At 66.8% G+C, this 22,434-nt stretch carries 25 protein-coding genes; 3 read left to right on the top strand and 22 right to left on the bottom strand.

Features of this window, described 5'->3' with window-relative positions; all coding sequences use genetic code 11:
* Positions 1-7: 7 nt before the first annotated feature.
* On the top strand, positions 8-322 hold the full coding sequence (locus tag NV2_RS07750; RefSeq protein ID WP_067870851.1) for an antibiotic biosynthesis monooxygenase family protein: 315 nt from the start codon (positions 8-10) through the stop codon (positions 320-322).
* An 84-nt stretch (positions 323-406) separates the two neighbouring features.
* Here the strand turns inward: NV2_RS07750 and NV2_RS07745 are convergent, their stop codons facing one another.
* The 3 genes from NV2_RS07745 to NV2_RS07735 form a co-directional block, all read right to left on the bottom strand.
* Positions 407-850 (bottom strand): OsmC family peroxiredoxin, encoded by a 444-nt coding sequence (locus NV2_RS07745; protein WP_067870850.1) that lies wholly within the window; start codon positions 848-850, stop codon positions 407-409.
* A 64-nt stretch (positions 851-914) separates the two neighbouring features.
* Positions 915-1,760, bottom strand: a complete 846-nt coding sequence (locus tag NV2_RS07740; RefSeq protein ID WP_067870849.1) for an ABC transporter permease subunit — start codon at positions 1,758-1,760, stop codon at positions 915-917.
* Positions 1,760-2,722, bottom strand: a complete 963-nt coding sequence (locus NV2_RS07735) for an ATP-binding cassette domain-containing protein (protein WP_157102798.1) — start codon at positions 2,720-2,722, stop codon at positions 1,760-1,762. The genes NV2_RS07740 and NV2_RS07735 overlap by 1 nt, the downstream gene beginning before the upstream one ends.
* Positions 2,723-3,116: 394 nt before the next feature.
* On the opposite strand from NV2_RS07735, the gene NV2_RS07725 reads away from it, so the two are divergent.
* Together NV2_RS07725 and NV2_RS07720 are read left to right on the top strand one after the other, a co-directional pair.
* Positions 3,117-4,328 (top strand): sensor histidine kinase, encoded by a 1,212-nt coding sequence (locus NV2_RS07725; RefSeq protein WP_067870847.1) that lies wholly within the window; start codon positions 3,117-3,119, stop codon positions 4,326-4,328.
* Between the two features lie 239 nt (positions 4,329-4,567).
* On the top strand, positions 4,568-5,233 hold the full coding sequence (locus NV2_RS07720) for a response regulator transcription factor (protein WP_067870846.1): 666 nt from the start codon (positions 4,568-4,570) through the stop codon (positions 5,231-5,233).
* Positions 5,234-5,333: 100 nt separating this feature from the next.
* Here the strand turns inward: NV2_RS07720 and NV2_RS07715 are convergent, their stop codons facing one another.
* From NV2_RS07715 to folE, 19 genes are all read right to left on the bottom strand, one after another.
* A complete protein-coding gene (locus NV2_RS07715) occupies positions 5,334-5,978 on the bottom strand; it encodes a vWA domain-containing protein (protein WP_067870921.1) in 645 nt (214 codons plus the stop codon).
* Between the two features lie 210 nt (positions 5,979-6,188).
* A complete protein-coding gene (locus NV2_RS07710) occupies positions 6,189-8,744 on the bottom strand; it encodes an ATP-dependent Clp protease ATP-binding subunit (protein WP_067870845.1) in 2,556 nt (851 codons plus the stop codon).
* A gap of 271 nt (positions 8,745-9,015) precedes the next feature.
* Complete coding sequence (locus NV2_RS07705; protein ID WP_067870844.1) at positions 9,016-9,975, bottom strand: esterase/lipase family protein; 960 nt, start codon at positions 9,973-9,975, stop codon at positions 9,016-9,018.
* Between the two features lie 139 nt (positions 9,976-10,114).
* On the bottom strand, positions 10,115-10,738 hold the full coding sequence (locus tag NV2_RS07700) for an FHA domain-containing protein (RefSeq protein WP_067870843.1): 624 nt from the start codon (positions 10,736-10,738) through the stop codon (positions 10,115-10,117).
* A gap of 210 nt (positions 10,739-10,948) precedes the next feature.
* Positions 10,949-11,314 (bottom strand): histone-like nucleoid-structuring protein Lsr2, encoded by a 366-nt coding sequence (locus NV2_RS07695; RefSeq protein WP_067870842.1) that lies wholly within the window; start codon positions 11,312-11,314, stop codon positions 10,949-10,951.
* A gap of 117 nt (positions 11,315-11,431) precedes the next feature.
* Positions 11,432-12,898 (bottom strand): lysine--tRNA ligase, encoded by a 1,467-nt coding sequence (gene lysS, locus NV2_RS07690; RefSeq protein ID WP_067870841.1) that lies wholly within the window; start codon positions 12,896-12,898, stop codon positions 11,432-11,434.
* A 165-nt stretch (positions 12,899-13,063) separates the two neighbouring features.
* Entirely contained in the window at positions 13,064-13,486 is a 423-nt protein-coding gene (locus tag NV2_RS07685; RefSeq protein WP_067870920.1) for a rhodanese-like domain-containing protein, read from the bottom strand.
* Positions 13,487-13,524: 38 nt separating this feature from the next.
* Positions 13,525-14,184 (bottom strand): cysteine dioxygenase, encoded by a 660-nt coding sequence (locus NV2_RS07680; protein ID WP_084474101.1) that lies wholly within the window; start codon positions 14,182-14,184, stop codon positions 13,525-13,527.
* Between the two features lie 197 nt (positions 14,185-14,381).
* On the bottom strand, positions 14,382-15,176 hold the full coding sequence (locus tag NV2_RS07675; RefSeq protein WP_067870839.1) for a type III pantothenate kinase: 795 nt from the start codon (positions 15,174-15,176) through the stop codon (positions 14,382-14,384).
* A gap of 24 nt (positions 15,177-15,200) precedes the next feature.
* Complete coding sequence (gene panD / locus NV2_RS07670) at positions 15,201-15,620, bottom strand: aspartate 1-decarboxylase (protein ID WP_067870838.1); 420 nt, start codon at positions 15,618-15,620, stop codon at positions 15,201-15,203.
* 15 nt (positions 15,621-15,635) lie between these two features.
* On the bottom strand, positions 15,636-16,574 hold the full coding sequence (gene panC, locus NV2_RS07665; protein WP_157102797.1) for a pantoate--beta-alanine ligase: 939 nt from the start codon (positions 16,572-16,574) through the stop codon (positions 15,636-15,638).
* A gap of 11 nt (positions 16,575-16,585) precedes the next feature.
* Positions 16,586-16,798, bottom strand: a complete 213-nt coding sequence (locus NV2_RS31340) for a hypothetical protein (RefSeq protein ID WP_157102791.1) — start codon at positions 16,796-16,798, stop codon at positions 16,586-16,588.
* Positions 16,795-17,799: a Rossmann-like and DUF2520 domain-containing protein gene (locus NV2_RS07660; protein WP_157102790.1), complete on the bottom strand. Its 1,005-nt coding sequence runs from the start codon at positions 17,797-17,799 to the stop codon at positions 16,795-16,797. The genes NV2_RS31340 and NV2_RS07660 overlap by 4 nt, the downstream gene beginning before the upstream one ends.
* A gap of 322 nt (positions 17,800-18,121) precedes the next feature.
* A complete protein-coding gene (locus NV2_RS07655) occupies positions 18,122-19,297 on the bottom strand; it encodes a DUF6779 domain-containing protein (RefSeq protein ID WP_157102789.1) in 1,176 nt (391 codons plus the stop codon).
* Positions 19,298-19,370: 73 nt separating this feature from the next.
* Positions 19,371-19,841 (bottom strand): DUF3180 domain-containing protein, encoded by a 471-nt coding sequence (locus NV2_RS07650; RefSeq protein WP_218018958.1) that lies wholly within the window; start codon positions 19,839-19,841, stop codon positions 19,371-19,373.
* Positions 19,842-19,864: 23 nt separating this feature from the next.
* A complete protein-coding gene (gene folK, locus NV2_RS07645; RefSeq protein WP_067870835.1) occupies positions 19,865-20,401 on the bottom strand; it encodes a 2-amino-4-hydroxy-6-hydroxymethyldihydropteridine diphosphokinase in 537 nt (178 codons plus the stop codon).
* Positions 20,398-20,793, bottom strand: coding sequence for a dihydroneopterin aldolase (gene folB / locus NV2_RS07640; RefSeq protein WP_067870834.1), 396 nt, complete (start codon positions 20,791-20,793; stop codon positions 20,398-20,400). Before folB ends, folK begins: the two co-directional genes overlap by 4 nt.
* Positions 20,790-21,746, bottom strand: coding sequence for a dihydropteroate synthase (gene folP, locus NV2_RS07635; RefSeq protein ID WP_084474099.1), 957 nt, complete (start codon positions 21,744-21,746; stop codon positions 20,790-20,792). The genes folB and folP overlap by 4 nt, the downstream gene beginning before the upstream one ends.
* On the bottom strand, positions 21,743-22,411 hold the full coding sequence (gene folE / locus NV2_RS07630) for a GTP cyclohydrolase I FolE (protein WP_067870833.1): 669 nt from the start codon (positions 22,409-22,411) through the stop codon (positions 21,743-21,745). Before folE ends, folP begins: the two co-directional genes overlap by 4 nt.
* Between the last annotated feature and the right edge of the window lie 23 nt (positions 22,412-22,434).

The raw sequence follows: 22,434 nt of genomic DNA, 5'->3' as shown, positions 1-22,434 counted from the left end.
TGGGCTCATGGCTGTTGTGAAGATCAATGCGATCGAGGTTCCCGAGGGAGCCGGACCCGAACTCGAGAAGCGCTTCGCCCATCGCGCGCACGCGGTGGACAATTCTCCCGGCTTCCTGGGCTTCCAGTTGCTGCGCCCGGTGGCCGGTGACAACCGGTACTTCGTTGTGACCCAGTGGGATTCCGAAGAGTCCTTCGCCGCGTGGCGGGACGGCCCGGCTCGCGAGGCGCACGCCGGCTCCGATCGCAAGCCCGTCTCCTCCGGTGCCTCGCTGCTGGAATTCGAGGTCGTGCTGGACGTACCCGCCAAGTCCGCCGACTGATTCCCGACCCACGGATGGCACTGCCCATCCCGCCTGCCGACGGCCGGTCTCGATCCGAGACCGGCCGCCATCGGGTCGAACTGCTCAGCTCTCCAGTGCGGCGTCGAGTTCTATGGTGCCGACCCCGGCCAGTGCCTTGCTGATCGGGCAGCCGGCCTTCGCCTCCTCGGCGGCCTTACCGAACGCTGTCGCATCGATGCCGGAGACCCGGCCCCGCACCTTCAGCACGATCTTCGAGATCTGGAAACCGCCCGCCGGATCCGGTCCGAGGGTGACATCTGCGCTCACGTCCAAGCCCTGCACCGTCCCACCGGCGGCGCCGATCTGCCCCGACAGCGCCATCGCGTAGCACGAGGAATGCGCCGCCGCGATCAGCTCCTCCGGGCTGGTGGTGCCCTCGGCGGTGTCGGCTGTCCGCTTCGGGAACGAGACGTCGAACTTGCCGACACCGGAACTGGCCAGATCGACCTGTCCGGATCCGTCCTGCAAACCACCGGTCCACGCGGTCCGAGCGCTACGTGTAGGCATCGCTGTCCTTCCTTCGAGATTGGATGTGCCGTCCCGATCGAACCTACTCCGATGTGGCAGCTTGTCAGGCCATATCGCGGCGGACCAGCAATGCGACTGTGCCCGCGACGAATACGGCGATGTAGACGACGAGCATCACCAGTGCGGCCGGGCGGGACAGGACATCGAGCACTCCCGGCGTCGCCGAACCCGACACGGTACGCATCGCCCCCGCCAGCGACCCCGCGGCCGAACCGGGGAGATGGTCGGTGAGCGCCCGGATCGGCGCGAAGATCCCCGCCACGCCGCGCAGCAGATTCTCCACCACCAGCACCCACACCAGGCCCAGGCCGACGGCGAGCGCCGGGCCCCGGGCGATGGCTGCGATCAGGGCACCGGCGAGGGTCCACATGCCCAGAATCGCGACTCCGCTGCCGAGCCCCGACAGTGCCCGTCCGGGCGTCGGCAGCGTCAGCGACTGGTGTTCGATCGCGCCGATCGCGGCGGCGACCCCGGTATCGATGACGAAGGCCGCGACCACCAAGCCCACCACCACCGCGGCGAGAGCCAGCACGGTGCCCCCGACCACCGCCGGACGCGACGGCCCCTGGGTGAACACCGTTTTCCAACTGCCCCAGCCGTAACCACTGCCCACCACCAGCGCGCCCAGCACCAGCATCAGCGCACCGCCGAACATCGCCATCCCCTGGGTGAACACCTCCGGAACCGCCGCGGGCAGCATCAACTGCAGCAACACCTCCCGAGGCTGACCGTTGGACATCCGCGAACTGTCACCCGAGGTGTAGGCCAGATAGTTGAACAGATAGGCGAAGACGAGATTCAGCAGTACCCAGGTGCCGAGCACGATCCAGAAGGCCGGCCATTTCCGCAGCCGGGCGAATTCGGCGCGGGCACAGGTCAATACATCCATCACCGCTGCTCCTGTCCGGTCATCTCGAAGAACACTTCCTCGAGGGACTTCTCGTCGGTGCGCAACTCCAGGAGATCGGCACCGGATTCGATCACCGCGCGGGCCACCGCGGGCGCCATTGCCCTACCGGAATCGACTCTGATCCCGGCGGCGGTCAGCATCGCGGCCTGCTCACCCACCACCCGGCACACCGCCGGGAAGGCCGTGTCGATCGGGTCGGCACGGACCAGAAGTGTTGCCGCACCGCGTAGTTGGCTCACTGTCGACTCGGTGAGCAGGCTTCCTTCGGAGATGACGCCGACCCGGTCGCATATTTCCTGCACTTCGCTGAGCAGATGCGAGGAGAGCACCACGGTGTGCCCTTCGGACGCCAAACCGGTGATCAGTTCCCGCATTTCGGCCATACCGGCCGGATCCAGGCCATTGGTGGGCTCATCGAGGATGAGCAGATCGGGCCCACCCAGCAGTGCCGCGCCGACACCGAGGCGCTGCTTCATGCCGAGGGAATACGTGCGGAACCGGTCGCCGGCGCGATCGGCGAGTCCGACCCGCTCCAGTATCTCGTCCACCTCGGCGAAGAGCTGCCGATTACCCGTGAAACCCCTCGAGCCCTTGCCAGCCCCGCCAGTGCTCACCGGACCGCCGTGCGCGGACCCGGACCGCCGGCGCGGGCTCCCGCCCCTACGCCCGGTGCTGTCGGAGCCGCGGGTGCGCTGTCCGGAGCGGTGGTAGCGGGCCAGTACGCGCAGGTTGTCCCGGCCCGACAGATAGGGGTAGAAGCCGGGGCCCTCGATCAGCACTCCTATCCGGCGCAGCACCTCGGCCTCGCGCGGATGCCGGCCGAATACAGTGGCGGTACCGGACGTCGGGGTGACCAGCCCGACCAGCATGCGCAAGGTGGTGGTCTTCCCCGCGCCGTTGGGACCGAGAAAGCCGTACACCTCGCCCCGGCGCACGGTCATCGCTACTGCGTCCACCGCCGTGTGGGCGCCGTATCGCTTGGTGAGTGCATCGGTGCTCACGACACTGTCGATGCCGGCCACCGATCCGTGGTCCGTTCCGGGAGTGGCCTTGCCGGTCGAGACCTGCGCGGCACCGCGGGCAGCCGTGGGCTGCGAGTTCGGGGCCGTCGGCGGCGAAGCGGTAGCCGGGGACTGCGAGTTCGGGGGCGGGGGCTTCGTGGGCGCTGCGGCTGCCGGATCTCGGTCGCTGGAATCCGTGGTGGTCATGAACTCGACGATCCGCTGCTACCGGCGCCGATACATCCGCCGCCGGGCCGGGGCGGGCATACGTATCTCGACGTAAATCGACGCGCGTGGGCCCTGCTCCGGCGCCGCCGGGGTTACCGTTCGAACTGTGGAACCGAGCAGGCGGCCGGGCGGCTGGGATGTGGCACTGTGCCTGATCGTGGCCGCCATCCAACTGGGCGGCGGATATGCCGCGAACTCGCATCAAAGCGGGCTGCGCTCCCTCGATGCGCTCGGATTCGCGCTGCTGGTGGCCGGGCCGATGCTGTTGGCGGCGCGCCGCACATATCCGTGGACGGTCTTCGCGGCAGTGCTCGCGGTGACCGCCACATATCTGCTCATCGGTTACGGGTACGGCCCGGTCTTCATCTCACTCGTGATCGCCTTCCTGACCGCGGCGACTCGTGGCTCGCGCTGGTACACCTATCCCCTCGTTCCGCTCGGATATCTGGTGCTGGTGTGGCCGGTGCCGGCACTGCGCGGACACCATCCCGGTGGCTGGCCGATGGTCGGGATCCTGGCCTGGCTGATGGTTCTGGTGGCAGTTGCCGAAGCGATCCGGCAGCGCCGGTCGGTGCGTATCGCACGTCAGCAGCGCGCCGACGCCGCGCGCCGCAACCGTGCCGCCGAACAGGCGCGCGAGCTGGCCGAGCGGGAACAGCGCGCCGCACGGGAACGGCTGGCCATCGCCCGCGAACTGCACGATGTGCTCGCCCACAGTCTGTCGCTGATCAATGTGCAGTCCTCGGTGGCGCTGGAACTGCTGGAGCGCAAACCGGACCAGGCGGGCACCGCGCTGTCGGCCATCAAGGAGGTCAGCCGGGACGCACTCGAGGAGGTGCACACGCTGCTGCGCTCGATCCGCGCCGGCGCGGAAAATGTTGCAGCACCGACCAGTCCGGCGATCGGGGTCGGCGAGCTGGAAGCATTGCTGGCTCCGACCCGTGCGGCCGGGACCGAAGTCGATGCCCGCATCACGGGGACGCCGTACCGGCTCCCGGTCGTCGTCGATGTGGCCGCGGCCCGCATCGTGCAGGAATCACTGACCAATGCCCTGCGCCACGCCCCGGGTGCTCGCACACAGGTTGCGGTGCACTACGCACCGGGCGAGCTGTGCATCACTGTGGACAACACGAAGCCGTCGAGTTCTGCACAGTTGTCCACAACCGGTGGTGGGAACGGAATTCCGGGGATGATCGAACGCGCGCACGCACTCGGCGGAGAAGTCACCGCGGCGCCACGCGCAGACGGAGGCTTCCGAGTCGAGGCCCGACTACCGGTCCCCACGAGCACCCGTACCGAACCGCCGGGGGAAATATGAACAAGGCACATGGTCCAGGAGGCAGCGTGAGCGACAATCGCGCAGCGGCTCACGATGCCGACCGGGCGCGGGCGCCCCGCAAATCCCAGGAGGCAGCGTGAGCAAGAATCGCGCAGCGGCTCACGATGCCGACCGGGCGCGGGTGCCCCGCAAATCCCAGGAGGCAGCGTGAGCGACAATCGCGCAGCGGCTCACGATGCCGACCGGGCGCGGGTGCTCCGCAAACTCCAGGAGGCAGCGTGAGCGATATTCGGGTTCTGGTGGCGGATGATCAAGCTCTGGTGCGCGCCGGCTTCGCCGCGTTACTGGATGCGCAGGACGGGATCGAGATCGTCGGGGAGGCCGAGGACGGCCGGCAAGCTCTGCGTCTCACCCGCGAGTTGCGGCCCGATGTGGTGCTGATGGATATCCGAATGCCGCTGCTCGACGGGCTGGCCGCCACCCGCGAAATCGCCGCGGACCCCACCCTCACCGAGGTGAAGGTCGTCGTGCTGACCACATTCGAGCTGGACGAATACGTTTTCGAGGCAATGCGTTCGGGCGCGACGGGCTTCCTGGTCAAACACACCGAACCAGCGGATCTGGTGAAGGCGGTGCGGGTGGTCGCCGACGGGGAGGCCCTGCTGTCCCCCAGCGTCACCAAACGCCTGGTGGCCGAATTCGCCACGCACGCGAAACCGGCGCCGACGGGTGCGCTCGCAGAGCTCACCGAGCGCGAACGCGAAGTGATGGCGGCGGTCGCGGAGGGCCTGACCAACGCCGAGGTAGCCCAGCGATTGTTCATGAGCCCGGCCACCGCCCGCACCCACGTGAGTCGCATCCTGATGAAACTCGGTGCTCGCGACCGCACTCAGCTGGTAGTCATGGCCTACGAGTCCGGGCTGGTCCGCCCCGGCTGGCAGTAGCCCCCGACGGCCCCGCGTACGGCCCGCGCGGTACCGGCAATCATGGCGCCGCCGTGCACATTGCCGTGAAGCATGCCGATACCGTGAAGCCTGCCGCCGATCACGCTTCCGGATTCGATTGTTCGCGTTCGGAATCGGTGAATCCGCGACGGCGAGCGGAGCTGGGGTCCGACTGCAGCCGCGCCGAATAGGCTGCCGCGGCTCCGAATACGCCGGCCACTCCGGCCGGCGCCGCCGCATAGGTGATGGACTGCGTCGGCGCGAATCCCATGCGCGAACCGATCTGCACCGCGTCCATATTGGCGCCGAGGAACAGGAAATCCCAGTTGTAGACCTCCTGCTGCTGCGTGATCAGCGACCGTACCGCGTCGTGGGTCCACTCGCGGCTGGAGTTCTCGTGCCCGTCGGTGAGCACGACCACGATCACCGACCCAGGCCGCTCGGATTCCGGCCGGGCCGCCAGCTCGGCCCCCACCTCGGTGACGAGGGTGCCGACCGCGTCGTAGAGCGCGGTGCCACCGCGCGGCGCCAGCACCGGTGGCGGCACCTCCGCGATCGGCACATTCGAGTACACGGTCTCGTACTCGGTATCGAACTGCGCGAAGGTCACCTGGGTGTGCCGGGGTAGTTTGCGCTGTTCCTCGAGATACGCGGCCACACCGCCCTCGGTATCGGCCTTGATCGACTGCATCGACCCGGACCGGTCCAGCAGGACCGCGAGCAACGTCAGGTCAGGATTGGTCATTTTCTGCTCCCCCCTGTCGAATAATCCGAACGCCTCCACGGTACGCCGGAGCACCGACAAATCCACTCCCCGAGCAGCGGTCGAAGCCACCGCCAAGGGGTAGCGCCGCCGCGGCCGACCGTGTGCCGCTGAGTACGCGACAGCCCCGAACGCATCGTGCCGGCCACCCATGAAGGGTGACCGGCACAATCGGTCGTGTGCGGGCGCTACCTACTCGCCCGAGGCCGGAGCTTCCGGTGTGCTCTCACCGGCACCGGCGAGCGCGCCGACCGGCTCGGACTCCGGTGCGGCCGGCTTGGCCGTACCGACGAAGGTGAACCGCGCATCCTCGCCGGCGCCCTCGCCGTCCCAGTTCTCGACATCGACCTCGACGATCTGACCGGCGCCGAGCTCGCCGAACAGGATCTTCTCCGAGAGCTGATCCTCGATCTCGCGCTGAATGGTGCGACGCAGCGGCCGCGCACCCAGCACCGGGTCGAAACCGCGCTTGGCCAGCAGGCTCTTGGCCTTGTCGCTGAGCTCGATCTCCATATCCTTGTTCCGCAGCTGAGTGGCTACGCGGTTGATCATCAGATCCACCATCTCCACGATCTGCTCGGTGGTGAGCTGGTGGAAGACGATCACGTCGTCGATACGGTTCAGGAACTCCGGGCGGAAGTGCTTCTTCAGCTCGTCGTTGACCTTCAGCTTCATCCGCTCGTAGTTCGAGCCCTCGGAGTTGGACTGGGCGAAGCCCAGGCCCACGGCCTTCGAGATATCGGAGGTACCGAGGTTCGAGGTGAAGATCAGCACGGTGTTCTTGAAGTCGACCGTACGACCCTGACCGTCGGTCAGGCGGCCGTCCTCGAGTACCTGCAACAGGGTGTTGTAGATCTCCTGATGCGCCTTCTCGATCTCGTCGAACAGCACCACCGAGAACGGCTTGCGACGCACCTTCTCGGTGAGCTGGCCGCCCTCCTCGTAGCCGACGTACCCCGGAGGGGCACCGAAGAGCCGCGAGGCGGTGAAGCGGTCGTGGAACTCACCCATGTCGATCTGGATGAGTGCGTCGTCGTCGCCGAACAGGAAGTTCGCCAGCGCCTTGGACAGCTCGGTCTTACCCACACCGGACGGACCGGCGAAGATGAACGAACCGGACGGACGCTTCGGGTCCTTCAGGCCGGCACGAGTACGGCGGATCGCCTTGGAGACGGCCTTGACGGCATCCTCCTGGCCGATGATCCGCTTGTGCAGCTCGTCCTCCATGCGGAGCAGACGGGTGGTCTCCTCCTCGGTGAGCTTGAAGACGGGAATACCGGTCCAGTTGGCCAGCACCTCCGCAATCTGCTCGTCGTCGACCTCGGCCACGACGTCCAGATCACCGGAACGCCACTGCTTCTCGCGCTCGGCGCGCTTGGCGACGAGCTGCTTCTCCTTGTCGCGCAGCCGCGCGGCCTTCTCGAAGTCCTGCGCGTCGATGGCGCTTTCCTTCTCCCGGCGGGCATCGGCGATCTTGTCGTCGAATTCGCGCAGGTCCGGCGGAGCGGTCATCCGGCGGATACGCATGCGCGCGCCCGCCTCGTCGATCAGGTCGATCGCCTTGTCCGGCAGGAAACGGTCGTTGATGTAGCGGTCGGCCAGCGTCGCCGCGGCCACCAGGGCACCGTCGGTGATGGACACCCGGTGGTGCGCCTCGTAGCGATCGCGCAGCCCCTTCAGGATGTCGATCGTGTGCTCGACGGTCGGCTCGCCCACCTGCACCGGCTGGAACCGGCGTTCCAGGGCGGCGTCCTTCTCGATGTACTTGCGGTACTCGTCGAGCGTGGTGGCACCGATGGTCTGCAACTCGCCGCGGGCCAGCTTCGGCTTCAGGATCGAGGCCGCGTCGATCGCACCTTCGGCAGCACCGGCACCGACCAGCGTATGCAGCTCGTCGATGAACAGGATGATGTCGCCGCGGGTGTTGATCTCCTTGAGCACCTTCTTCAGGCGCTCCTCGAAGTCACCGCGGTAGCGGCTGCCCGCGACCAGGGAACCCAGGTCGAGGGTGTAGAGCTGCTTGTCCTTGAGTGTCTCCGGGACCTCACCGTTGACGATGGCCTGAGCCAGCCCCTCGACGACGGCGGTCTTACCGACGCCGGGCTCACCGATCAGGACCGGGTTGTTCTTGGTGCGGCGACTCAGCACCTGCATCACACGCTCGATCTCTTTCGAACGTCCGATGACGGGGTCGAGTTTGCCTTCCAGTGCCGCCTGGGTCAGGTTGCGGCCGAACTGGTCGAGCACGAGCGAGGTGGACGGAGTCCCCGACTCACCACGTGCGCCGGACTCGACCGTCTCCTTACCGCCCTGGTAGCCCGAGAGCAGCTGGATGACCTGCTGGCGGACCCGGTTGAGGTCGGCGCCCAGCTTGACCAGCACCTGGGCGGCAACGCCCTCACCCTCACGAATCAGGCCCAGCAGGATGTGCTCGGTGCCGATGTAGTTATGACCGAGCTGCAGCGCCTCACGCAGGCTCAGTTCCAGCACCTTCTTCGCCCGCGGGGTGAAAGGAATGTGACCGGACGGTGCCTGCTGGCCCTGCCCGATGATCTCCTCCACCTGGCTGCGCACACCCTCCAGCGAAATCCCCAGCGACTCCAGGGACTTCGCAGCGACACCCTCACCCTCGTGGATCAGGCCCAGCAGGATGTGCTCGGTGCCGATGTAGTTGTGGTTGAGCATCCGGGCCTCTTCTTGGGCCAGGACAACGACCCGCCGCGCGCGGTCGGTGAACCTCTCGAACATCGCTCCCTCACTTCCTGCTCCGCTGTCAACGGCATATCCGGCGCTGCTGTTGTGTTCCGTGCTTCACACCTGTGCGCCAGCCTGCCATGAAGCCCTGGGGTTGCATTCCCCGCCTCTACTCTAGTTGGCGGGGGTCACGGCCGTCGTCCGTCCACCCTATTGCGAACGGCCGACAACGCGACTCATTCAGACATAACGCGACCTCGGCCGGGAACGTTTCCCCAGGAGCTACGCCCAGAGCGAACGGACACCGCTGTCCGGGCTATCCGGGCTATCCGGTTAAGGGCGGGATGAAGTGACAGGGCACCGCACGCGGATGGGCCGGGTCGAGAGCGTTGAGGGCGAAGGCCGCGGCGCGGTCACTGCCCGCGATACCCGCATGCTCGGAGTAGTCCGCGGCGCACCCGTCCTGGACCACGATATTCGTGGTCTTCGGCCCCGGGACCAGAGCCACGGTGTACGGAACAACCAGTTCGTCGTAGCGGGTCTCGATATTGGTGTACGTGACGTTCGGGTCGTACACACCGTCGGCATTGAGCGAGGTCATGAAATCCGTCGAACCCGTCATCTGACCGCAGGCCGCGCAGGGGGTCGCACCGAGCACGGCATCGAAAGCGGGGCCGGCACCGAGGCGGCGCGCGAAATCCCGCGCCGGATTCACCACCGGGCCGAAGGTTCCCAACCACGGGGCGGCGATGGCGACGAACTTGTCGACCCGACCCGAACCCCCGAGGCGCTTGACGAAATAGTTACCCACGAGATTGCCTTGCGAATGCGCGATCAGATCGACCTTCGCCGCACCCGTCGCCGCGCGCACCCGGTCCACGAAACCCGCGAGCTGAGCGGCACTGTCCTGGATCGGCCCCATGCCGCCGATCGCGGACAACGGCCACGGCAGATCGTAGGCGCCGTAGGTCAGCGAGTAGACGCAGTAGCCCTCGTTGGCCAGCAGCGGCGCGTACACGCCCCAGTTCGTCTGAGCTCCGCCGCCGGTGCCGTGCACCAGCACCACCGGTTCGGGGTGGGCGGCGGTGGGCCGGCAGGACCAGTCGTTCGCACCGGGCAGCGAACCGCCCGGATTACTCAGCTCGTAGGGAATTCCGGCGAAGAAGTTGTAGTCGACCGGATAGTCGGCTCGTGCGGTGCCCGCCGCCGTCACCCACAGCGTGCTCAATACCGCCAGCACCAACACGACACCAGGAAAATGCCGGACCCCATACTTCGCTCGCATTGCACGAGACGGCGTCATAGACCCTCCCAAACTAGAACGTGTTTCGTCACGCTAGCCGGGGCGGGCCCGCCCCGGACGGATACCGACCGGTAACCATCATTCACCGACTTCACGACGCCGGCGCGCCGTTGATCGCGGGCTACAGATCGCGGTGCGAGATGACCCCGGTCTGAAGAGCCAAGGCGGCCAAGCGCACCCGCTTCTGATTCTGCGGCAGTGCCCCCACCCCGAACTTCGAGAACAGGGCGCGAAGATGGGTCTTGATCGCGTCGACGCTCAGGAACAGTTCGTCGGCGATCTGCTGATTCGACGCGGGCGTAGCGAATTCGGCGTTGCCACGATAAGGACGACACAGCGCGGTCAGCACCGCACGCTGAGTTTCGGTGAGCGACCGCGAACTCGGCAACGAGCCCAGAGAGGTACGGGTCGCATCGTCCACCGTGCCGGTGTAGTCGTGAAACGACAGCATCGACGTACCCACCCGAATGCGGTCCCCGGCTTCGAGGCGGCGCCGGCCCGCCAACCGCTCCCCGTTGACGAAGGTGCCGTTGCGGGAAAGCCCGTCGTCGACGATCGTCCAGTGCGCACCGAGATATTCGATCGCCGCATGCAGCCGCGACACCTCGGCATCCCAGGCCAGCGCCAGATCCGCCTGCGGTGAACGCCCGATGGTGATGCGTTGCCGATCCGGGGTCAGCGGAAGTTCCTGCCGGTGCCCCACCCGATCGGTGAACCGGAGAAATGATTCGTGAATTTCCGTCACCGCGTCGCTACCCCTGCTCCCCAGCAGCCAGTGACCTCATTGCCATACCTCCATGGTGCCGTGCCGGCGCTCCGGCGAGCAAGATCACCACGCCGAGCGGTGACCGCGGCACGGACGGGCATCGAAGACGAAAATGCCGCTGCCGCCCGGACGTCGCACGATTCCTCCGGGCGGCAGCGGCACAGACGCAGCCGGGTCTGACGACCGCACTCAGTTGTTGCGGCCTACTTCCTTGTGGTAGCTCTCCACCACGTCGGCGGAGATGCGACCGCGAGCGGAAACCTTGTGGCCCTTGCGACGCGCCCATTCCCGGATGGCCGCGCTCTGCTCACGATCCATGGAAACCCGGCCCTTCGGGGCACTGGTGCCCGCACCGAGAGCCTTGTTACGCCGGCGACCGCTCACCCGACGGGCATTCGCAACCCATACCTCGAGCCCGTCACGCAGCTTTGCCGCATTCGCCGCGGACAGGTCGATCTCGTACGAAACACCGTCGATCGCGAACTCGATGGTCTCGTCCGCAATGGACTCACCATCGACATCGTCGATCAGGCTAACGGTGACCTTCTTTGCCATGAGATGAACGTCCTCTCGAAATCGTGCGACCCGGATACCAGGCCGATGCCCGGAGTCGAGAATACCTCTAATTACAAAATTTCCAAGGCGGGGGATTCCGCATTCAAACGGCGAAACTCAACGTGTAGACGGGCGCACAATTGGGAACAGGATCGTTTCCCGGATTCCCAGTCCGGTGAGCGCCATCAGCAACCGATCGATTCCCATACCGGTTCCAGTTGTCGGCGGCATCCCGTATTCCATGGCAGCGAGGAAGTCCTCGTCCAGGCGCATGGCCTCGTCGTCACCGGCCGCAGCCAATCTGGCCTGGTCGACAAAACGTTCGCGCTGGACCACCGGATCCACCAGTTCCGAATAGCCGGTGGCGAGCTCGAAACCACGGACGTAGAGGTCCCACTTCTCGGTAACGCCCGGCTTATTCCGATGCTGACGTGTCAACGGTGACGTCTCCACCGGGAAGTCGCGCACAAAAGTCGGCGCGTACAGCTTGTCACCGTAAGTGTGTTCCCAGAGTTCCTCAACCAGTTTCCCGTGACCGTAACCCTTACCTTCCGGAATTTCCAGACCGACCCGATCGGCTAGTCTCAGCAATTCCGGAACCGTAGTTTCCGGGGTTACCTCCACTCCGAGAGAATCAGACAGCGAGGGATACATCTCGACGGTGTTCCACTCGCCGCTCAGATCGTATTCCGTACCATCTGCGAGTGTCACCACCTGAGTGCCGAACGCTTCCTGCGCGACTTCTTGGACCAATTCCCGCATCATCCGCGCGGAATCGTCGTACGTCCCGTAGGCCTCGTAGGTTTCCAGCATCGCGAACTCGGGTGAATGAGTGGAGTCGGCACCCTCGTTGCGGAAGTTGCGGTTGATCTCGAAGACCTTCTCGATCCCGCCCACCACACAACGCTTGAGGAACAACTCCGGCGCGATGCGCAGGTACAGATCCATATCCAGCGCATTGGAATGCGTCACGAACGGACGTGCCGCCGCGCCGCCGTGCAGGGTCTGCAGCATCGGCGTCTCGACCTCGAGGAAACCCCTGCGCTCCAACGCATTCCGCAGCGCACGCACCGCGAGGACCCGGGTACGGGCCATCTCCCGCGCCTCCGGCCGCACGATCAGGTCGACATAGCGCTGCCGAACCCGCGACTCCTCACTCAGCTCCTTGTGCGCCACCGGCAGCGGACGCAGCGACTTCGCCGCCATCGACCAGGAATCGGCCATGACACTCAGTTCACCGGTGCGCGAGGAGATCACTTCGCCGTGCACGAAGACGAAATCACCCAGGTCGACATCGGCCTTCCAGGCGGCGAGCGCATCGGCTCCCACACCACCCAGGCTGATCATCGCCTGCAGCTTGGTGCCGTCGCCCTCCTGCAGCATCGCAAAGCACAGCTTGCCGGTATTACGCACGAAAATGACGCGTCCCGCGACCCCGACCTGCAATCCGGTGCTGGTGTCGGACTCCAGATCCGGATAGGCGGCCCGGACCTCGGCGAGGCTGTGCGTGCGCCGCACCACCACCGGGTACGGTTCCACGCCGGCATCGAGCAGCCGAGCGCGCTTGTCCCGGCGAATCCGCATCTGCTCGGGAGCGTCGACTTCCGCTGCGGCGGGACGGGATTGCCCCGCAGGAACCCGGCCCGCGGAGTCACCGGACGAAGGGCTGTTCGGGGTGCTCACAGCCAACTACCCTATCGTGCGCCGGAAATCGTTCCGCGCGCGCCCGACCCCCGTTCACCCGGCCGATTACAGCGACACCAGCGCATTGACCTCACCGGCCAGATGGGGTGCTCCCGCGGCCACCGACAGCAGGCCCGCGGCCTTCACCGCCTGGTAACCACCGACCACATCGGTGGCCCGATGCAGACCCAGTTGCTGCAGTGCGGCGGCGGCCAGACTCGAGGTGTAGCCCTCCGAGCACACCACCACCCACTCGCGATCATGATCGGTGGCCAGCGCCAGCCGCGCGGAGCTGGACGGGTCCAGCCGCCACTCCAGCACATTGCGCTCGATGACCAGCGCCCCCGGAAAGGTGCCTTCGCGGACGCGCTGCGCCTGGGGACGGATATCGACGAGAACGGCGCCGCGCGCGATCGCGTCCGGTAACTCGAACGCATACATGCGGCGCAGCTGCGAGCGAGCCGCGTCCAACATCCCGGCAATGGTCATTCGGCCCTCGCGGGCCCCCTCACGGGCGGTCGTGTGCGTCATTTCACATCGCCTTCGGGCTGGTCGGTGAGCACGGAACGGGTGCGCCGCAGCGAGCCGTGACCGGTCACCTCGTAATAGGACATAGCAGAAAGAGGTGGTGAATAGGCGTGTACCGACAGCGTCGGATTGGACTGATCCAGCGTTCCGGCGAACTGATCCGGGGCACGCACCACGTCGTGCACCCAGCCGAGCGGGAAGGAGGCCTGATCGCCGGCGGTCAGCGTGCGTTGCCGCAATTCCTTTCCATTCCAGCGGAATTCCGACAAGGCACCACTCAAGACGGTCAAGGCGCCGAGCGAACCGGCATGGTCGTGCAGTTCGGTGTACCGATCCGGAACCCAGCTGATCAACCAGACATCGACCTCGTCGTCGGTATGGATCCGCACCGCCCAGCGATTTTCGGCCGGAAACCCGCCTTCCGGCAGCAGATGGTCGAAGCGACCGGCCAGCACGTCCTCGGCGCCCTCATCGGTCAGGCGCAGCAGATCCGCCGGACGCAGCCGCGTCGGCAACGCCGAAGCGATCGAACGATCGGGAACAGCCGCGGCGAGCCGAGCAGAATCAGCGGCCTGCCGAGCCGGGGGCAACTGCCCCGAACCACGGCGAGACGCGCCGGTCGAGACAGCAGTAGCAGAGGAGAAAGGGGCGGAACGCATGAGCGAGGCTCCAAGGAGAGGTCGATGTTCGAGGGCGGATACGCAGCCTCGACATCAGCCGAGGCGAATCAGCCTCGACAACACTCCTGGGTGCTCACACGGAAAGTCACGGTCGCGAGTCTAGCAGCACCCGAGCCCGGCACAAACCGGTGTGCCACACCACACAGTCACCACCGCCCGAGCCCGGTCACCGCACCTCAGGACCGGCGCCGCTGCTGATTACGCTCGTACACCAGCCGCAGCCCCTCCAAGGTCAGATGGGGCTCGTGATGATCGATGGTCTCCGATTCGGGCACGATCAACGGTGCTGTCGGGCCGGTCGCGACCACCGACACATTGTCACCGGCAAAAGCATCCATCTCGTCCCGGATCCGGTCGATCAGACCGTCCACCAGACCGGCGAAACCGAATACGGCGCCGGACTGCATGCACTCCATACTGTTCTTCCCCACCACCGACCGCGGGCGGGTCAGTTCGGCACGCCGCAGCGCACTGCGCGCAACCAGCGCCTCGGTGGAGATCTCGACTCCCGGAGCTATGGTGCCGCCGAGGAACTCTCCCTTCGCCGACACCAGATCCACGCAGATCGCGGTGCCGAAATCGACCACGATCGCCGGCGAATCGAACCGGTGATATGCCGCCAGACAGTTCACGATCCGGTCGGCACCGACCTCCTTCGGATTATCCACCAGCAACGGAATCCCCGTCCGCACACCGGGTTCCACCAGCACATGCGGCACATGCGACCAATAGCGGCCCAGCATGGTGCGCAATTCCCGCAGCACCGGCGGCACCGTCGACAACGCCGAGACGCCGACTACCTGATCCAGCCGGTCCCCCACCAGCCCGCGCACCTGCATGGCGAACTCGTCCGCGGCCAACAACGGATTGGTGTGCAACCGCCAGGTGTGCACCAGTTCGGCATGTGCACCACTACCCGAGAACAGACCGATCTCGATACTGGTGTTCCGGACGTCGATCGTGAGCAGCATCCTCGATGCCCCGCTGCCCGCGACTCAGGCGAACGTCAGTGAGCGCGGCGAGGTCAGCCCCGAGCCCTCCGGGGCATGCGCCGGGTCCGAACCCAGCTCGACCCGGCGATTGCGGTCGTCGACGAACACCACCCGCGGCTGATATTCGCGCAGCTCCGCCTCGTCCATCATGCCGTAGGCGATCAGGATCACCAGATCGCCCGGCTTCACCAGATGCGCTGCCGCGCCGTTGATTCCGATCACGCCGGAACCACGCTCACCGGCGATCACATAGGTCTCCAGCCGAGATCCGTTGTCGATGTCGACGATGCAGACCTGCTCACCCTCGAGCAGATCCGCGGCGTCCATCAGATCCGGGTCCACCGTCACCGAACCCACATAGTGCAGGTCCGCGTGAGTCACCGTGGCGCGGTGGATCTTCGACTTCATCATGGTGCGCAACATCGTTGGTCGCCTTTCCTATGCGTCGGCCTGGGCAGACTGAGAGGGTGGAGCCGGACTGTTGTCCGGTTCGGCGGTGGCCGCTACCACCGCGACCGGCGCGTTGTCGATCAGTCGAGTGGAGCCGATCCGGGCGGCCACCAACAGCCGAGCGTTACCGCTGGCCGGGATCGGGCCGAGATCGGCACCGCGCAATTCCAGATAGTCGACCTCGATACCGGGAACATCGTCGAGCACCGAACGGGCCGCCTGCAGCACCGCATCCGGGCCCAGACCGGCCGAATGGCGCCCCGCCACCAGCGCAGCCGACAACCTGATCGCCAGCTCACGCTGCTCAGCGTCGAGATAGCGGTTACGCGAGGACAAGGCCAGCCCGTCGGCCTCCCGCACCGTCGGCACCGCGATGATGTCGACGTCGAAATTCAGATCCCGCACCAGCTGCCGGATCAACGTCAACTGCTGATAGTCCTTCTCACCGAAGAACGCCTCGTGCGGAGCGACGATTCGCAGCAACTTCGCCACCACGGTCAGCATTCCGGCGAAATGCGTGGGCCGGCTCGCGCCTTCCAGCTCGGCACCCAGCGGGCCCGGATGGATCGAGGTGCGCGGACCGTCCGGATACATCTCGGACGGACTGGGCGCGAACACCATCGCCACGCCCTCGGCGCGCAACAGCTCCACATCGGCGTCCAGCGTGCGGGGATAGGAATCGAAATCCTCGTTCGGGCCGAACTGCAGCGGATTCACGAAGATCGACACCACGACCACCTGATTGGTGCGCTTGGCGCGGCGCACCAACTCCAGATGCCCCTCGTGCAATGCGCCCATCGTCGGCACCAGCGCCACCGTGCGCCCCACCCCACGCAGGGCGGAGGTCACCGCCGACAACGCCGCCGGATCGTGCACCACCGACAACTCCCCCGGACGGTAGAGCGCACGCAACTGCTCCGGACTCACCTTGCTGCCGCTCACAGTGCCTCCTGCGCCATGCGGGACACCCGCACCCGATCGGCACAGCAAGCCGCTGCGCGATTACCACTCACTGTGCCCAGCGACATGCGGGACACCCGCACCCGGTCGACACAGCAAGCCGCTGCGCGATTACCACTCACTGTGCCCAGCGACATGCGGGACACCCGCACCCGGTCGACACAGCGAGCCGCTGCGCGATTGTTACTCACTGTGCCTCCTCGAGGAGTGTGTCCAGTACTTCTTGTTGTGCGCCTGACAGTTGGGCGGTTCGCAGCGACATGGCGCGGTAGCCGGCGGCCAGTTGCGGGTCGGCGGCCTCCAGCGCAGCGAGGTGGGCGCGGACCGCGGGCGCATCGCCGCGGGCGACCGGGCCTGTCAACGCCGGCAGGCCGCGGCGCAGCGCGTTGTCCAGAGCGGCCGACACCAGCGGCTCCAGCATCCGTTCAGCTACACCGTTCGGCTGGTCGTCGACCACCTGCTGCCCCAGCAGGCCAGGACCATCCAGCGCCGCCCGCAGAGCCGCCACCGCATCCACGATCAGGGTCACCAGGTGGTTACTGCCGTGCGCCAACGCCGCGTGATACAGCATGCGATTCTCCTCCGGCACCCGAATCGGCTCGCCGCCCATCTCGATCACCAGTGACTGGGCAATCGCATAGCCGATCTCGTCCGCAGCGGTGATACCGAAGCAGGCATTCGCCAACCGGGCGGTGTCCTCGTCGTGGCCGGTGAACGTCATCGCCGGATGGATCGCCAGCGGACGCGCACCACGCTCGGACAACGGGCCCAAGACCGCCACCCCGTTCGCACCGGATGTGTGCGCCACGAGCGTGCCCGGTCGCACCGCACCCGACGCGGCCAAACCCGCCACCAGACCGGGCAGCTCACTGTCCGGAACCGCCAGCACCAGCAACTCGCTGCGCGCCGCGATCTCCTCTACCGGCAGCACCTGGGCCTCCGGCAGCCGGGTCCGGGCGCGATGACGCGAAACATCCGAAATCGCCGCCACCCCGAACACCACATGACCGGCCCGTTCCAAGGCCACACCCAGCGCGGAACCCACCCGGCCCGCAGACACGATGCCCACGGTCAGCCGAGCGGGCGCCGGATCACCGGAACCGTCGGGAGACAGACCCACACGCGCATCCCCGGGCACAGCAGGGCGCAGCTCACCGGCCCCATCGGACCGCGAAAACCCAGAGGTCACCATCGTCCTCTCGAAAAGTCGTTCCAGTCCCGCATGGCGGGTACCGGACGTTACGAGTCGAGAATAAGCACCAGAAGTGGAACGCTGCCAGGGTAGCCCGAAGTGATATTTGCCTCTCTATTATTTGGCCTGCGCTTCGCTCCGGCGGGGGTTCGGCCCCCTTGGCCTCGATTTTTCACTCCTCCGGTCAGTCGCTGCGCTCCCTCCCTTCGTCGCTCCAAAATCGAGGCGGGCCGAACCCATGAATAGGAGCAGCCTCTGGGAGGTGGCCCCGGATCGAGCGGTGTGCGGACCGTTCGGGGCTCGCACATCGTGAAGCGGCTTTCTACTTCGCGCCCTGCTCGGACCGGAGGTTGGCCATGATCTCGGCTACCGTCAGTTTGCGGCCGGGGGTGGACTCGGTGGAGTCGACGTGGCGGCGACCCTGGGAGTTGGCGGTGCCGACGGGGGTCTCCGATTTCGCGGTGGCGGGGGGCTTGGGGAATTCGACGCGGGTGACCGGTTCCGGAGTTTTCTCGGTGCTCGGGGCGGTCTTCGATGTCTCGGTTTCGGACGCCGGGTCGCTGCGCTGCGCTGCGGGCGGGGTCACCGAATTCTTCTCGGCCTCGGAAGCGGCCTTCGACTTCGCGGTGGCGTCCTTGCCCTGCTCAGCGGAAACCTCGGCCCGTTCGCCGGCGTTCCGGGCGCCATCGCCCGACACCTTCGCCTGACCACCGGGGTGCTTTGCCTGACCGCCCGGGCTCTTCTTCTGATCGGCGGGGCCCTGGGTCTGATCGGTGGCCTTCTTCGACGGTTCGGCCGCCTTCTTCGCCTGCTCGGCATCCTTGGACTGCTGGTCCGCCTCGTTCACGTCGGAATCGGTCACCACCGCGGTTTCCGCCGTCACCGGATCGTCGTAGGGGCTGGCGAAGGCCGGCGATTCGTGGCCGGGGTCGAATACCGGGGACACGACGTGCAACTGCACGGGAGGTGCGTTCCAGGGGTCCCAGTCGTCGGTTTCCTGCGAGCTACCGTTCGCCGTGGCGGCACGGGTCAATTCCTGCACCCGCACCACCTCGGCATGCAGTGCCGGTCGATCGACCGGTAGCTCGCCGTCGAACAGCCGCTGCAGGCTCTGACGGAGCACCGAGAGCTCGGTACGCAGCGCGGCCATCTCCGCGGCTTCGGCGCCCACTTCCTCCCGAACTCGCGCCTCGACACCCAGCTCGTATTCGCGACGCGCGGTGATCTCCCGCTCGAGCTGAAGTTCGTAGACCTTGTGCAGGTCACGTGCCTTCGCTTGGTCGACGGCCGCATCCCGTCGATACCTGGTCGCGGCGAACGCGGCCACCGCGGCCGCCCACAGGGCCGCGACCAAACCGACCCGGACCAACTGCACGCTGTCACTGAAAATCAGAAACACACTGGCAATCAGACCGAGCAGAATTAATACGCCGGCGACGATTCTTCCCGCGTTATCCCGCTGCCGCGGGGAAGCACTGCTACGGGAGGGTGAAACCATGACCGCAAGGGTAGCTCGAATGACGGATTCCGGCGCGAACCCGGGGGTGATTCCCCACCCGGTGCATTAGCTGTCAAGTAGCCGGTTCGTCCGGTGGATCCTGGGGCGCGCGACAGCAATACTCCAGCCACAGCGCCGCCGCCACCAGCACCAGTCCGGCCACCAATCCGACGATCACCCCCGGAGTGTCGTTGGCGGCGGCGCGCACCGTATCGCGCTGCGGCAGCACCCAGATCAGGAAGCCCAGCCACACCCCCGCCGCCAGCGAACCCACCTGGGCGGACGCCTTCGCCAAGGCCACGGCGCGTGCGGCATTGATCGGATGCAGCTGCCTGGGCCCGTCACCGATGCGATGCTCGCCCACCCGGGCGCGAATGACGAACGCCAACACCGCTTCCACCAACGCCACCGGATAGAGCGAGGCGGCGGCGAGCACCGTGATCGGGGGAAGACTCGAATACGCCCAGCGCGTCACCACCCAGGCGATCGCGGCCGCAATCGCGACATTCGCCAGCAGATCCAGAATCTTGGTCGGCTTCAACACGTTCATGACCGCGTCACCACCGCTCAGCGATCGCTCACACGCAGCGACAACTCGATCGACCGCACACCCTCGATCTCACCAGGGTCCAACTCGGCCAGCAGTTCTCGCACCGGGCGGTTGCGGCCGAACACCTCCAGCACCGCCTCCGGTTCGACCTCCGCCCACGGCACCAACACGAAGGCACGATTGTGGGCCTGCGGATGCGGAAGTGTCAGTGTCGGATCGGTACTCACCACCGGGCGCAGACCTTCCGGACGCGAGTGCGCACACCACACCACATCGACATCGAGAGTCCGCGCACCCCAGCGAATCTCACGGACCCGCCCGGCCTGCTGCTCCAGCCGCTGCCCCCATTCGAGCCAATCACGCGGCCCCAGTGCCGGATCCTCGACCACCAGCACCGCATTCAGGTAGTTCTCCTGCGGCACACCACCCCACGGCGGCGTCGAATACACCGACGACACCGCCACCAGCTGCGGTGCCAGCGCATCGACCACGCTGCGCAGATGTGCGAACCGATCACCCAGATTCGATCCGATCGACAACACCGCACGACTCATCCGGCCACCTCCGCCTGCGCATGTGACGCCTCCCGGCGGCGCGTGGCCACCACCCGCACATCGGCGAAGGTGTGCGGGATCGGCGCCGCGGGTTTGTGCACGACCACCTCGGCCGCGCTCACTCGGTCGTCGCGCATCACCTCGTCGGCGATCTCGGCGACCACCGTCTCGATCAGGTTGCGCGCGGGACCCGACACGATCGCCACCGCCCGCTCGGCCAGCTCGCCGTAGTCGACGGTGGCGGCGAGTTCGTCGGTGGCCGCTGCCCGGGTGAAATCGAGCCACAGCGTGATGTCGACGACGAATTCCTGACCGTCACGGCGTTCGAAATCGAAACAACCGTGATAGCCGTAGGCGCGCAGACCGCGCAGCTCGATGCGATCGGTACTCATTCGCGCCCCCGACCGTGTGAACCAGCCGGATCCGCGGCCCGCGATCGTAGCTGGTCAGCGGCCCGCTGCTGCACTTGATCGGCGGCCCTCCGCTGCACTTGATCGGCGGCCCTCCGCCAGGCATCCGCGACGGTGATCGCGTCGATCGACGACCGCACATCGTGCACCCGCACACCCCAGGCTCCGTGGCTCGCGGCGATCGCCGAGATGGTCGCGGTGGCCACCTCGCGGCCGTCGGGCGGGCGGGGGCCGGACTCGTCGCCGAGCAGCGACCCCAGGAAGCGTTTACGAGACGCGCCGACCAGTACCGGCAAGCCCTGCGCCGTCAGTTCGGGCAGGGCGCCCAGCAGCGCCCAATTGTGTTCGGCGTTCTTCGCGAATCCGAGCCCCGGATCCAGCACCAGCCGGCTCGGATGCACGCCGGCCGCCATCGCCAGATCCACCTGCGCCGACAGTTCGGCGAGCACCTCGGCCACCACATCGTCGTAGTGCTCGGCCGGGCCGATGTGGCGGTGGTCGGCGTTCGCGCGCCAGTGCATCAGGATCCACGGAATCTCGGCGTCGGCGACGACCTTGACCATATCCGCGTCCGCACGGCCGCCGGACACATCGTTGATCACGCTCACTCCGGCCTCGACCGCTGCCGTGGCCACCCGGGCGCGCATGGTGTCGACGCTGGTGGGCACGCCCGCCTCGACGAGCCGGCGGATCACCGGCGCCACCCGCGCCGCCTCGGTCTCGGGATCGACGCGGGTGGCCCCGGGACGAGTGGACTCACCGCCCACATCGATGATGTCGGCCCCGGCCTCGTACAGCCGCACACCGTGTTCGACCGCCCGGGCGGGATCGAGATACCGCCCGCCGTCGGAGAAGGAGTCACTGGTGACGTTCACAACGCCCATCACCACACACGAGCGCCCGCCGCGCGGAGTGATCAACGGGCGATCGCTCATTTGCGCAGGATGAGGTCGAGCGCCTCGGCCCGCGAGGACGCGTTGGTCTGCAGCAGCCCCCGCACCGCCGAAGTGGTGGTGCTCGCCCCCGGCTTGCGGATGCCGCGCATCGCCATGCACAGATGCTCGGCCTCGACCACCACGATGGCGCCGCGCGGGTCCAGCTTCCGCATCACCGCATCGGCGATCTGGCTGGTGAGACGCTCCTGCACCTGCGGACGCTTGGAATACAGGTCCACCACGCGTGCCAGTTTCGACAGACCGGTGACCCGACCGTGCGGACCGGGAATGTAGCCGACGTGCGCGACACCGTGGAACGACACCAGATGATGTTCGCAGGTGGAATACAGCGGAATGTCGCGCACCAGCACCAATTCCTGGTGGCCCTCGTCGAAGGTGGTGTTCAGCGCGGCGTCGGGTTCCTCGTACAGGCCCGCGAACATCTCGCGATAGGCCCGCGCGACCCGCGCCGGAGTATCGATCAGACCGGGACGATCCGGATCCTCACCGACCGCGATCAGCAATTCCCGCACTGCGGCCTCGGCGCGCCGCTGATCGAAGGGGCGGCCGGTGGTCAAGGCGATCGAATCCGCCGCCTCCGTCACGACGGAGGCAGCCGCGGACGCCGAATCGGACTCCGTGGGAGCACCGTTAGTGGCCGACATTCGAGGAAACCTCCACACATCAC

Origin of the sequence: Nocardia vermiculata NBRC 100427, assembly GCF_001613265.1 — a bacterium.
GTDB classification, from domain to species: Bacteria; Actinomycetota; Actinomycetes; order Mycobacteriales; family Mycobacteriaceae; genus Nocardia; species Nocardia vermiculata.
The sequence above is the reverse complement of the archived record's forward strand: the minus strand, read 5'-3'. Positions and strand labels throughout refer to the sequence as shown.